This window comes from Flintibacter porci (assembly GCF_041925195.1).
GTDB classification, from domain to species: domain Bacteria; phylum Bacillota; class Clostridia; order Oscillospirales; family Oscillospiraceae; genus Lawsonibacter; species Lawsonibacter porci.
Window position 1 is genome coordinate 1 of sequence record NZ_JBHEVB010000021.1, and the last position, 12,616, is coordinate 12,616.

Sequence of the window (12,616 nt, forward strand, 5' to 3'; positions counted from 1 at the left end):
GTCGTGATCGACTGCCCCCATTACCTGTCCAAACGAGCCAAGCGAAAGGAGAAAACCGACTAAATGGAATTTGAATTTATGACCGCAGACACCGTTCTGCCGCCCTGTATGCCACTTCCCGCCGCCATGCTGTGGCTGCCAATCAGCAGCACCGCAAAGGTCATGTATGCCCGCCTGCTGGACGCCACCCTTGCGGGAGGTGCGGAGGATACCAACGGGATATTGTTTGTCCGCTTCCCCATTGTGGAGCTGGCGGCGGCCTTGTCACGAAGCTCCGTGACCGTCAAGCGTTCCCTGAAAGAATTGGAGGACGCCGGACTGATCCTGCGGGTGCGCCGTGGTGTGGGAGAGCCGAACCGCATTTACACGCTGCTCCCCAAAAAGGAGGGCTGCCGTGATGAATGAAAAGCTGGAAAAACTCAACCGGCAGCTTGCCCAAGGCGAAGCCAGACTGCGGCGGGCGCAGCACGAAGAAAAGATACTGGAACACCAGATGAAGCAGCTTGCCCGGAAGGAACGGACGCACCGGCTCTGTACCAGAGGGGCTATGCTGGAAAGTTTCCTGATAAGGCCGGAAGTGCTGACGGACGATGATGTGATGGACATTCTGAAACAGGCATTTTCCCAAACTGGCATGAAGGAAGTTGTTGCGGAAAGCGTGAAATGTCGGGTAACCGAGGAACCCCTTACGGAGTAAGGGCGCAATTATACACCACCCAGAGGTTGGTGCATTGCGTTCTCCGAAGGCTCCTTGCCGGAGGGCTGTGATTTTTCGCAGTCATGGTCTACTCCAAATCATACAGGGGACGCTACGCTTCCCCTGCGCTGGCTGCCGCCAGCTACCCTTTTGTGGACTTGCCATCTGGGGACACCTTGCGTTGCAAGCTGTTCCCAGCCGACAAGTTTCATAAAATATGCTATCTTTTCGATAGGCAATAAAGTATAATAAAGTCAGCAATAAATCATAATTTATCAGAAAATGAGGAATAGTTGAAATGGAGGCGCTATAATAACATGAAGATTGAAGGGAACCAGAAAGAACTGGATGCAATGGTAGAATTTCATAAGGGAAACCGTGTTGAGGGGCTGAGACTGCAAGAAGAATTTGCAGCGGAATTTCGTAAGGAGTATAAAGACAAAGATCACTGTCCTTGCCTGAAAGCCTGTCGTTATCACGGAAACTGTAAGGAATGTGTAGCAATCCACAGAGCGCATCAGGAACATGTTCCTAATTGTATGCGACCATTGATTAATAAAAAATTGAAATTGATGTCAGAATTAACAGAGCATACCTTGGCAAATGAAATAGAAGCTCCACATGAGATTTTAAGAAAATAGGCAAGTCAAATTTCAGTTTGTTAGCTTTACATCGGGTCAACTTGTCCCGAACTTTTACAACTAAATACCCGCCGCTCACACAGCGGCACACCGAGCAGGAAATCTGAAAAAGGTATCCTGCTTTTTTTCTGCCCAAAATGAGGTGGTAAAACGCTACCCCATCCACCAATTAGCGAAAGGAGGGACACGAAATGCCCTGTCCACACAACGAAATCACGATTGTTCAGCGCAGCCAGCGACAGTCTGCGGTTGCCGCCGCTACTTACCAGAGCGGCGAAAAGCTGTTCTGTGAATACGACCAGCAAGTAAAGCACTACCCGGAAAAGCGTGGTATCGTCCACAATGAAATCCTGCTCCCGGCAAATGCCCCACAGGAATATGCAGACCGCAATACTTTATGGAACGCCGCCGAAGCGATGGAAAAGCAATGGAACTCCCAGCTTGCAAGGCGGTGGGTGCTTACCATTCCCAGAGAGATACCGCCCGACCAGTACGCTGTCCTTGTCCGGGAGTTTTGCCAGCAGCAGTTTGTTTCAAAAGGCATGATTGCTGACTTTGCCATCCATGACCCCCATCCGCCGGGACACAATCCCCACGCCCATGTCCTGTTGACTATGAGAGCAATGGACGAACATGGGAAATGGCTTCCCAAGAGCCGCAAGGTTTATGACCTTGACGAAAACGGGGAACGGATAAAACTTCCGTCCGGCAGATGGAAAAACCACAAGGAGGATACGGTTGACTGGAACGACCAGAAGTATTGCGAAATCTGGCGGCATGAATGGGAAGTCATCCAGAACCGCTATCTGGAAGCCAATGACCGCCCGGAGCGTGTGGACTTGCGTTCCTATGCCAGACAGGGGCTTGATAAAATCCCCACTATCCACATGGGGCCAGCGGTCAGCCAGATGGAGAAACGAGGGATACAGACCAACATCGGCAACCTAAACAGGGACATTACCGCCGCCAACCGGCTCATGCAGTCGATCCGTCAGATAGTGCGCCACCTGAAAGGCTGGATCGCAGACCTGAAGGAGAAAAAAGCCGTCCTGCTGGAAGCCTTGCAGGAAGCGAAGGAACCCACCCTGCCGGAGCTGCTGGGCAAATATCTGGATTTGCGCCGGGAGGAGCGCACCGGCTGGACGAGCAAAGGCCAGCTCAAAGGCACTGTGAACGACTTCAACAAGGTTATGGACGCTATCCGCTATCTGCGGGAAAAGGAGCTGTCCACCGTGGAGAGTTTGGACGCCTAAGGAACCGCGCCTGCGCTTTACAGACGAGGAACGGGCTGACCCGGCGCTGGAGAAGCCCATTCGCAAGGCGGACAAGGCCGCCGCCAAAGCGGATAAGGCGCAGGCTAAAATTCCCAAAAAGCAGGTCCGGCAAAAGACGGTGGACCCGGAGACCGGTAAAGTGACCACCAAACTGGTGCTGGAGGACAAGAAGAAGCCGCCCTCCAAGCTGTCCCATGCGGTGCGGGATACCCCCGCCAATGCCGCCCTGGGGAAAGTTCACAAGGAAATCCGGGAGACCGAACAGGACAATGTGGGCGTGGAGAGCGCCCACAAGTCCGAGGAGGCTGCCGAGACCGGCGTTAGGCTTGCACGGGAAGGCTACCGCAGCCACAAGTTGAAGCCCTACCGCAAGGCGGCCCAGGCCGAGCAGAAACTGGAAAAGGCCAATGTGAACGCCCTGTATCAGAAGTCCCTGCGGGAAAATCCCCAGTTTGCCAGCAACCCCATTTCCCGCCGGCAGCAGAAACAGGCCATCAAAAAGGAATACGCTGCCGCCAAGCGCGCCGGTCAAGCTGCCGGGAATACCGCAAGTGCGGCCCAAAAGACCGGCAAGGCCGCCAAGACGGTCAAGGAAAAGGCACAGGAGGCCGGGGCATTCGTCATGCGCCACAAAAAGGGCTTTCTGATTGCGGGCGCGATCTTCCTGCTGGTCTGTATGCTGCTCAACACCATGTCCTCCTGCTCCATGATGGCGCAGAGCATCGGTTCTGTGGTGTCCGGCACCACCTATCCGTCGGATGACCCGGAGCTGGTGGCGGTGGAGGCGGACTACGCTGCCAAGGAAGCGGCGCTGCAAGCCGAGATCGACAACATCGAAAGCAGCCATCCGGGGTATGACGAGTACCGCTACGACCTGGATATGATCGGGCATGACCCCCATGAGCTGGCGGCCTACCTGTCCGCCGTGCTGCAAGGCTATACCCGGCAGAGCGCCCAGGCCGAGCTGGAGCGTGTATTCGACGCACAGTATGAACTGACGCTCACCGAGGAAGTGGAGATACGATACCGCACCGAAACTTCCACGGACCCCGTGACCGGCGAGACGACCACCGAGGAAGTCCCGTATGAGTATTACATTCTGAATGTGAAGCTCACCAGCAAGCCCATATCTTCCGTGGCTTCGGAGCTGCTGACCCCGGAACAGCTGGAAATGTACCAGGTGTACCGGCAGACGCTGGGCAACAAGCCGCTGATCTTCGGCGGCGGCTCCCTGGATACGAGTAACTCCGAGGACCTGACCGGCGTGGTATTCGTCAACGGCACCCGCCCCGGCAATCAGGCCGTGGTGGACATAGCCAAAAGTCAGGTGGGCAATGTGGGTGGTCAGCCCTACTGGAGCTGGTACGGCTTCAATTCCCGTGTGGAATGGTGCGCCTGCTTCGTGTCCTGGTGCTACGGCCAGATGGGGCTGTCCGAGCCGCGCTTTGCCTCCTGCCAGTCCCAGGGTATTCCGTGGTTCCAGTCTCACGGACAATGGGGCGGGCGTGATTACGCCAATATCGCCCCCGGCGACGCCATCTTCTTTGACTGGGACCTGGATGGCAGCGCCGACCATGTGGGCCTTGTGGTCGGCACGGACGGCAGCCGGGTCTACACCGTGGAGGGCAATTCCGGCGACGCCTGCAAGATCAAGAGTTATTCCCTGACCTACGAGTGCATCAAGGGCTACGGTCTGATGAACTGGTAAGGCCGATTTATGAGAAAAGGAGTGATTAAAATGGCTAAGAACAAAATCCAGCGCATTGACCAGGAGATTGCCAAGGTCCGTGAGAAGATTGCGGAGTATCAGGACAAGCTGAAAACCCTGGAGGCGCAGAAAACCGAGGCGGAGAACCTGGAAATCGTCCAGATGGTGCGCGCCCTGCGGCTGACCCCGGAGCAACTGAACGCCATGCTCTCCGGTGGTACGGTCCCTGGCATGGCCGCTGCCTCCGCCAACTACAACGAGCAGGAGGACACCGACCATGAAGAATAAGAGAATTTTCAAGACCTTTTCGGCCCTCTGCGCCGCCTTGGTGCTGATGATGGGCCTTTCCGTGACCGCCTTTGCCCAGGGGACGGACCAGCCCCCGGCGGAGGACACCACAAACGACGCCAATGTGGTGGTGGAGGAAACCGAGGACAGTCCGGCCCTGACCCCGGATGGCAACGCCGCCCTGGTGGATGATTTCGGCGGCAACAAGCAGCTCATCACCGTCACCACCAAGGCGGGCAACTATTTCTACATCCTCATTGACCGGGCCAACGAGGACAAGGAAACCGCTGTCCACTTCTTAAACCAGGTGGACGAGGCGGACCTGATGGCGCTGATGGAGGACGGTCAGACCACCCAGGAGCAGCCCGCCACCTGTACCTGTACGGAGAAATGTGTGGCCGGCGCGGTGAATACGGCCTGCCCGGTGTGTGCCACCAATATGAGCGCCTGCACGGGTAAGGAGCCGGAACCGGAGACCCCGGAAGAAACCCCGGAACCGGAAGAACCGGCGCAGAAACCCGCAGGACTGAATCCGGCCATTCTTTTGGCGGTGCTGGCTCTGATGGGTGGCGGCGGCGCTTTTGCCTACTTTAAGCTGGTAAAAAGCAAACCCAAGACCAAGGGCAACGACAATTTGGACGATTATGACTACGGCGAGGATGATACCGACCAGGAGGACGAGGACTCCTGGGAGACCGAGGAATCTGACGAGCTGGACGCTGACGGGGGCAGCGACGAGGAAAGCGAGGACAAGACGGTTTGACCCGCTTCACCGACAGCCCCTATGAACGCATGATGACACGCAGGCCGGAGGGCGGGAAGGAAACTTCCCGTCCTCCTTCTTTATCTCCCGGCCACCCCTGTTATGGCTGCGGAAATTACCGTGACGGTCAGCCCTGCGTGGGATTCTGCCACCGGCAGCTGACCGCATGGCTGCGGGAAAGGAGGATGAAAAACCATGAAGCTGGTGATCGCTGAGAAACCGTCCGTTGCTCAAAGTCTGGCCGCCGTGATCGGGGCCACCACCCGCAAGGACGGCTATCTGGAGGGCGACGGCTGGCGAGTGAGCTGGTGTGTGGGCCATCTGGCTGGTCTGGCCGACGCCGACGCTTATAACCCGGAGTACGCCAAGTGGCGCTATGACGATCTGCCCATTCTGCCGGAACCCTGGCAGATGGTGGTGAGCAAGGACAAGGAGAAACAGTTTGATGTGCTGAAACAGCTGATGAACGCCCCGGATGTGACCGAAGTGGTAAACGCCTGCGACGCCGGACGCGAGGGGGAGCTGATCTTCCGCGCCGTCTACGAGCTGGCAGGCTGTCAGAAGCCCATGAAGCGGCTCTGGATTTCCTCGATGGAGGATTCCGCCATTCGGGAGGGCTTTGCAAACCTGCGCCCTGGTGCGGACTATGACGGCCTGCGGGATGCGGCCCTCTGCCGCGCCAAAGCGGACTGGCTGGTGGGTATCAATGCCACCCGGCTGTTTTCGGTGCTGTACCACCGGACCCTCAACATCGGGCGCGTCATGTCCCCGACGCTGGCCCTTATCGTCCAGCGAGAAGCCGAGATCGACACCTTCAAGCCGGTGCCGTTCTACACGGTCACGCTGGAATTGCCCGGATTCACCGTTTCCGGGGAGCGCATGGCAGACAAGGCCGCCGCCCAACAGCTGAAAACGGCCTGCCAAGGTGCGGCTGCCACAGTGAAAAAAGTGGAGCGCAAGGACAAATCCGAGAAGCCGCCCGCCCTCTATGACCTGACCACCCTCCAGCGGGATGCCAACCGGCTGCTGGGGTTCACCGCCCAGCAAACCCTGGACTACCTGCAAAATTTGTATGAAAAGAAGCTCTGTACCTACCCTCGGACGGACAGCCGCTATCTGACTTCGGACATGGCGGCGAGTCTGCCGGAGCTGGTCCAGCTCACTGCCGGGGCGATGCCCTTTTCCAATGGTATGGAGATTGCCTGCAATGCCGCCCAGATTGTCAACGACAAGAAAGTGACCGACCATCATGCAGTGATCCCTACCCGCAACCTCCAGGGCGCGGACCTGTCCGGCCTGCCGGTGGGCGAAAAAGCGGTGCTGGAGCTGGTGGCTCTGCGGCTGCTGTGCGCCGTGGCCCAGCCCTATACCTTTGCGGAAACCGCCGTTGTTGTCGAGTGCGCCGGAGCGGAGTTTACTGCCAAGGGCCGCACAGTGAAAAATTACGGCTGGCGGGCGCTGGACGCTGCCTATCGCGCAGGGCTGAAGAATGTGGAGCAGGACAAAGAAACCGAGGACAAGGCTCTGCCTGAGCTGTCCGAAGGTCAGACGCTGCCCCTTTCTGGTGCTGCCGTCAAGGAGGGCAAGACCACCCCGCCCAAGCACTTCACCGAAGCTATATGCTGTGAAAGGGGGATAAGAAATCGCCCATAGAAAGGAGAGTTTTTCAATGAAAGCAAAGAAAACGGACAACGGCAAGATAACCGCACTATACGAGCGTCTTTCCCGCGACGACGACCTCACAGGCGACAGTAACAGTATAATCAATCAAAAGAAGCTGCTTGAAGATTATGCAAAGGATCATGGATTTACGAATTGGGTCCACTTTACTGATGACGGCTGGTCTGGCGCAAACTTTGACCGCCCTAATTGGAAACGCATGATTGCAGCCATAGAAGCCGGAGAGGTTTCCCATGTGCTGGTAAAGGATTTGAGCCGCGTCGGTAGAGATTATCTGCAAGTGGGTTTTTATACCGAAGTTATGTTTAGAGAGCATGGCGTTCGCTTCGTTGCCATTGCAAACGGCGTTGACAGCGACAAGCGCGAAAGCAGCGAGTTTGCACCCTTTTTGAACATTATGAATGAGTGGTATGTTCGGGACTCAAGCCGCAAAATCAAAAGCGTTCTCCGGGCAAAGGGAATGTCTGGCATACACACTAATTCCATTGGTATTTATGGGTACAAGAAAGACCCTAACGACAAAAACCATTGGATTGTTGATGATGAAGCCGCCGAGGTTGTTCGCCGGATTTACCGCATGGCGATAGAGGGAAAAGGCCCGTATGAAATCGCTCGTATTCTTGCTTCGGAAAAAGTTGAAAGACCGTCCTACTACCTTGCACAGCGCGGTTTAGGCAAACATAAAACCAGTTACAACCCCGACGAGCCATACACATGGCGCGGCGGCACAGTTGCAGATATTCTATCCAAGCCGGAATATATCGGGCATACGGTAAACTTTCGGACTTATAAGGAGAGCTACAAGGACAAACACTCCAAAATGACACCAAAAGAGGATTTAGTCATTTTTGAGAATACGCAGGAAGCAATTATTGACAAGGAAACATGGGAGCGCGTTCAGACCTTGCGAAAGACAATCCGTAGGACAGATACCATAGGCACAGCAAATCCCTTAACAGGCTTGATGTTCTGTGCTGATTGCGGGGCGAAGATGTATAACCACAGGGGCAAGGCTGGCAATGCGCGGGATTGGGCAGGGCGACCAACTGGAAAGAAACGTCCAGACCGCGACGAATACAACTGTTCCCGTTATGATTTAGGCAATCAACACTTTGATGATTATTGCACCACACACCTTATCCGTACTGCCGTTGTTAATGAATTACTGCTTGAAGCGATAAAGGAAGTTTGCGACTATGCACAGAACAACGAAGCCGAGTTTATGGCGCAAGTCTGTTCCGCTTCCGAGGACAGACAGGCAAAAGCGGCTAAAGCTATCCGACAGAGGAAACAGCGCAGCGAAAAGCGCACCGACGAATTGAGCCGCTTAATTCGCAAGCTCTATGAGGACAATGTAAATGGGCGGCTTTCAGACAAGCTCTTTGAACAAATGTTGCATGATTTTGAAGCCGAGTTAGAGGGCTTGACCGATAGTATCACACAAGACCAGCAGGAGCTTGACCGCATAAGCATGGAAACCGTCAATGCCGAGAAGTTTCTTGCCCTTGTCAAAAAATATACGGATTTTTCCGAACTCACCCCCGCAATGATAAATGAGTTTGTTGAAAAAATCCTTGTTCATCAAGCCGAGGGCAAAGGCGCAAGCCGTACACAGGAAGTCGAGATTTTCTTTAACTTTATCGGCAAGGTAGAAATCCCGCGCAAAGAAATTGAACTAACAGAGGAAGAAAAGGCAGCATTAGCGGAACAGGAACGACGCAGGGCGAAGAAAGCCGAGTATAACCGCCGCTATATGGAGAAGAAGCGCAGACAATGGAAAGAGCAACAGGAACGGGAGAAAGAACAGCAGGAAGCTCTTGAATTACCCGCTGCTTCCACCGAGAAAGGAGAACGCATAGCATGAGAATACTCATTGACAATGGCAACACCCCCGCCGCCCCGCGCCCGTATATCGGGCATTACGGGCGGTTGCGGAAAGCCTACCTTGAACAGTACCGCCCCGACCTCTACACCGCCCTTGTCGCAAAAGAGAAGCTGCATGAGCATTGCGCCGAGATTGACGAAGCCGCCCGGAGCCGGATTGACCTTATCATGCCGCAGCTTGCAAGGAGCGCGGGAGCTACCGAAGCACTCAAAGCTACCGACCCCATGAAATGGGTGGGACTGATGAACGCTTGCAGGGCGCAAGCGGAGGAAATCGCCAAGTTTGAGCTAATCTATGTTTGACGGTCAAGAACCGGAAAAAACAGAAATCTTGCGATAACAGCCGCCCCAACGAACCATTCCCTGTCTGAGCGGTTTCTATTTGAAAATCCTCATTTTCCCCAAGTCAAGAGCCGGGAAAAACACCCGAAAAATGCCCCTATCATCGGACATTCGCAGTTTGAAAAAATCCCCATCAGCCGGGAGCGCCAGGAACGGCTCCTCTACGAGCAGATCGACGAGATCACCGAGGGTATTGCCGAGGTACAGGCCAGCGGCGGTGAGCGTTTCACGGTCAAACAGCTGGAACGGACCCGCAAATCCCTGGAGGCCAGACTGGAAAAGCTCCAGGCCGAGAGCCGCAAGGACGATGTGGTGACTTTTGAGCAGCTTGGCGTGGACAGGTTATTTGTCGATGAAGCTCATAACTACAAAAATTTGTTCCTTTACACAAAAATGAGGAATGTGGCGGGCCTCTCCACCAGCGATGCCCAAAAGTCCAGCGATATGTTCGCGAAGTGCCGCTATATGGACGAGATCACCGGCAGCCGAGGGGTTATCTTTGCCACCGGCACCCCGGTCAGCAACTCCATGACTGAACTTTACACCATGCAAAGATACCTCCAATATGACCGCTTGCAGGAACTGAGTATGACCCACTTTGACTGCTGGGCGTCGCGCTTTGGTGAAACGACGACGGCGCTGGAGCTGGCACCGGAAGGCACCGGCTACCGGGCGCGCACCCGCTTCTCCAAGTTTTTCAATCTCCCGGAGCTGATGAACCTGTTCAAAGAGGTGGCGGACATTAAAACCGCCGATCAGCTTCATCTGCCCACCCCGGAGGTAGAATACCACAACATCGTGGCCCAGCCCACCGAGCAGCAGCAGGAAATGGTGAAGGCGCTATCCGAGCGTGCTTCCCTGGTACACAGCGGCACGGTGGACCCCTCCCAGGACAATATGCTCAAGATCACCAGCGATGGCCGCAAGCTGGGCTTGGATCAGCGCATTATCAATCAGGCACTGCCGGACGAACCCAGCACCAAGGTCAACCAATGTGTCGCAAACATCATGCAGATCTGGCGAGACGGCGAGGCTGACAAGCTGACCCAGCTGGTGTTCTGCGATATTTCCACTCCCCAGGCGGCCCCTTCCAAAAAGGCAGCCAAGGCGCTGGACAACCCCATGCTCCATGCGCTGGAACAGGCTGTGCCGCTGGAAGAGCCAGAGCCGGTCTTTACCATCTACGAGGACATCCGGCAAAAGCTCATCGCCCAGGGGATGCCCGCCGATCAGATCGCCTTTATCCATGAGGCCAACACCGAAGTGAGGAAAAAGGAGCTGTTCGCCAAGGTCCGCACCGGCCAGGTGCGCGTCTTGCTGGGCAGCACCGCCAAGATGGGCGCTGGCACCAATGTGCAGGACCGGCTTGTGGCGCTCCATGACCTGGACTGCCCGTGGCGGCCGGGAGACCTTGCACAGCGCAAGGGCCGTATCGAGCGCCAGGGCAACCAAAATCCCCTGGTCCATGTGTACCGCTATGTGACTGAGGGAACCTTTGACGCCTATTTGTGGCAGACTGTGGAGAACAAACAGAAATTCATCAGCCAGATTATGACTTCCAAATCGCCGGTGAGAAGCTGCGACGATGTGGACGAAACGGCATTGTCCTTTGCCGAGATCAAGGCCCTGTGCGCCGGAGACCCCCGTATCAAGGAGCGCATGGACCTGGATGTGGAGGTCTCCAAGCTGAAGCTGATGAAAGCCGACCACCAGAGCAAGCAGTATCTTCTGGAGGACCAGCTGCTGAAATACTTCCCGGAGGAAATCGAAAAGCACAAGGGCTTTATCCAGGGGTTTGAGGCAGACCTGGAGACCCTGGCCGCCCATCCTCACCCGGAGGATGGCTTTGCCGGGATGGAGATCCGGGGCGATGTGCTGACCGACAAAGAAAACGCCGGTGCAGCCCTGCTGGACGCCTGTAAGGAGGTCAAAGGCTCCGAGCCTGTGCAGATCGGCAGCTACCGGGGTTTCACTATGTCCGTGGAGTTTTCGGCCTGGAAACAGGAATATACGCTCCTGCTGAAAGGCCAGATGACCCACCGGGCAAGCCTCGGCACAGACCCACGCGGCAACCTGACCCGCATTGACAATGCGCTCTCTCAAATGTCCCAGCGCCTGGAGGCGACCAAGGCCCAGCTGGACAATCTGTACCAGCAGCAGGCCGCCGCCAAGGAGGAAGTGGGCAAGCCTTTCTCTTATGAGGATGATCTGCGGGTAAAGTCCGCCCGTCTGGTGGAGCTGGACACGCTTCTGAATCTGGACGGCAAGGGCCGCTCTCAGCCGGAGTCCGTGATCGCCAAGAGCGCACGGCCCTCGGTGCTGGACAGCTTGAAGCGTCCGGTGCCGCCCCGCAGCCCCGAAAAGAAACCGAAACAGCATGAGGAGGTGCGATAACATGAACACCAACGATCTGAATACGGCCCTCTATGAGAAAATGGCCGCTGAACAGGACAAATACCGGGACTGGCTGAAAAGCCAGCCCCCGGCAGAGGTCCTGAACCACGCCTACGAATACACCGTCCGGGAGGACATCGTGATGGCGATGGAGGAACTGGAGCTGACCGACACCCAGGCCCAGGCGCTGCTGGATTCGCCCACGCCGCTGGCCGATGTGTACCGTTACTTTGAGAAACTGGAGACCGGCTACATGGATGTGATCCGGGACAGCATTGAGAACCGGGCCGATGATGCTTGCAAGGCCCAGGCGGAGCTGCGGAAAGCCGCCATTTACCCTCACTCCGCTGCCTATGCGAAAGAGCATGGGGAGCTGGAGCAGTACCGGGCTTCCAACAACGCCAATCTCCAATGCAAGGAGGCCATTGAAGCTGTGGTGCGGGAACACTTCGACGGGATGTATCTCAGTCACGATGCCGCCAAGGGCGTGATTGAGACCTACGGCATGGACCGGGTCATGCTGGTCCTTGCCAACACCGTCCAGCTCCAGGACTGGGATGGGCGCTACTCGCCCCGCAACAAGGAATGGGCAAAGACCATCCCCAACTACAACTCCGATACTGTCCGGTGTGGGTATGCCCTGAACAGCCACCCCGCTGTTTTGAACGGGTTTATTGATCTGGTACGCGAGGAACATCTGCGCCGCCAGCCCTTGACGGCAGAGGACATCCAGGCAGAGGCAGAACGGATTTTGCGGGAGCTGCGCGCACCGGATATGCCGAACAGCCTCCACGGGACCCATTACATGGCCCGCATTTCCCCAGAGTTTCTGAATCGTGCCGGGAGCAAAGACCATGATCGGCTGATGAATCTCCTGCCGTTTCGCAGTCTGTCGTTTACCGGTATGAAGGGACTTCCTGGAACCTATGCCACCATCCTGGCCAG

At 56.1% G+C, this 12,616-nt stretch carries 9 protein-coding genes and 4 pseudogenes; all 13 read left to right on the top strand.

Annotated features, from left to right (window positions below; translation table 11 throughout):
• Positions 1 to 63 precede the first annotated feature (63 nt).
• Positions 64 to 405: a DeoR family transcriptional regulator gene (locus tag ACEVJL_RS15280; RefSeq protein WP_374738321.1), complete on the top strand. Its 342-nt coding sequence runs from the start codon at positions 64 to 66 to the stop codon at positions 403 to 405.
• Positions 398 to 697, top strand: coding sequence for a DUF3847 domain-containing protein (locus tag ACEVJL_RS15285; protein WP_374738322.1), 300 nt, complete (start codon positions 398 to 400; stop codon positions 695 to 697). The genes ACEVJL_RS15280 and ACEVJL_RS15285 overlap by 8 nt, the downstream gene beginning before the upstream one ends.
• Before the next feature lie 317 nt (positions 698 to 1,014).
• Positions 1,015 to 1,338 carry a hypothetical protein gene (locus ACEVJL_RS15290; protein WP_004613237.1) on the top strand — a complete coding sequence of 108 codons (324 nt, stop codon included), beginning with the start codon at positions 1,015 to 1,017 and terminating at the stop codon, positions 1,336 to 1,338.
• 191 nt (positions 1,339 to 1,529) lie between these two features.
• Positions 1,530 to 2,588, top strand: a pseudogene (mobQ, locus tag ACEVJL_RS15295) (MobQ family relaxase); the annotation flags it as partial.
• Positions 2,545 to 4,320 (top strand): CD1108 family mobile element protein, encoded by a 1,776-nt coding sequence (locus ACEVJL_RS15300; RefSeq protein WP_374738345.1) that lies wholly within the window; start codon positions 2,545 to 2,547, stop codon positions 4,318 to 4,320. The pseudogene mobQ and the gene ACEVJL_RS15300, both read left to right, overlap by 44 nt.
• Before the next feature lie 30 nt (positions 4,321 to 4,350).
• Positions 4,351 to 4,608, top strand: coding sequence for a DUF4315 family protein (locus ACEVJL_RS15305; protein WP_002588926.1), 258 nt, complete (start codon positions 4,351 to 4,353; stop codon positions 4,606 to 4,608).
• On the top strand, positions 4,598 to 5,371 hold the full coding sequence (locus ACEVJL_RS15310; protein ID WP_374738323.1) for a DUF4366 domain-containing protein: 774 nt from the start codon (positions 4,598 to 4,600) through the stop codon (positions 5,369 to 5,371). The genes ACEVJL_RS15305 and ACEVJL_RS15310 overlap by 11 nt, the downstream gene beginning before the upstream one ends.
• Positions 5,368 to 5,586, top strand: coding sequence for a hypothetical protein (locus ACEVJL_RS15315; RefSeq protein WP_374738324.1), 219 nt, complete (start codon positions 5,368 to 5,370; stop codon positions 5,584 to 5,586). Before ACEVJL_RS15310 ends, ACEVJL_RS15315 begins: the two co-directional genes overlap by 4 nt.
• A pseudogene (locus tag ACEVJL_RS15320) lies at positions 5,567 to 6,985 on the top strand (DNA topoisomerase); the annotation flags it as partial. The gene ACEVJL_RS15315 and the pseudogene ACEVJL_RS15320, both read left to right, overlap by 20 nt.
• A 55-nt stretch (positions 6,986 to 7,040) precedes the next feature.
• Complete coding sequence (locus ACEVJL_RS15325; RefSeq protein ID WP_374738325.1) at positions 7,041 to 8,915, top strand: DUF4368 domain-containing protein; 1,875 nt, start codon at positions 7,041 to 7,043, stop codon at positions 8,913 to 8,915.
• The gene (locus tag ACEVJL_RS15330) at positions 8,912 to 9,238 is read left to right on the top strand and encodes a TnpV protein (RefSeq protein ID WP_374738326.1); all 327 of its coding nucleotides are present in this window, start codon (positions 8,912 to 8,914) and stop codon (positions 9,236 to 9,238) included. Before ACEVJL_RS15325 ends, ACEVJL_RS15330 begins: the two co-directional genes overlap by 4 nt.
• Positions 9,239 to 9,367: 129 nt before the next feature.
• Positions 9,368 to 11,671 (top strand): annotated as a pseudogene (locus ACEVJL_RS15335) (helicase-related protein); the annotation flags it as partial.
• 1 nt (position 11,672) lies between these two features.
• A pseudogene (locus tag ACEVJL_RS15340) lies at positions 11,673 to 12,374 on the top strand (DUF3848 domain-containing protein); the annotation flags it as partial.
• Positions 12,375 to 12,616 lie beyond the last annotated feature (242 nt).

Excerpts from the sequence above, each read along its gene's own strand:
- ACEVJL_RS15280 (WP_374738321.1), top strand. The coding sequence starts at position 64 with ATGGAATTTGAATTTATGACCGCAGACACCGTTCTGCCGCCCTGTATG.
- ACEVJL_RS15285 (WP_374738322.1), top strand. The coding sequence starts at position 398 with ATGAATGAAAAGCTGGAAAAACTCAACCGGCAGCTTGCCCAAGGCGAA.
- ACEVJL_RS15290 (WP_004613237.1), top strand. The coding sequence starts at position 1,015 with ATGAAGATTGAAGGGAACCAGAAAGAACTGGATGCAATGGTAGAATTT.
- ACEVJL_RS15305 (WP_002588926.1), top strand. The coding sequence starts at position 4,351 with ATGGCTAAGAACAAAATCCAGCGCATTGACCAGGAGATTGCCAAGGTC.
- ACEVJL_RS15310 (WP_374738323.1), top strand. The coding sequence starts at position 4,598 with ATGAAGAATAAGAGAATTTTCAAGACCTTTTCGGCCCTCTGCGCCGCC.
- ACEVJL_RS15325 (WP_374738325.1), top strand. The coding sequence starts at position 7,041 with ATGAAAGCAAAGAAAACGGACAACGGCAAGATAACCGCACTATACGAG.
- ACEVJL_RS15330 (WP_374738326.1), top strand. The coding sequence starts at position 8,912 with ATGAGAATACTCATTGACAATGGCAACACCCCCGCCGCCCCGCGCCCG.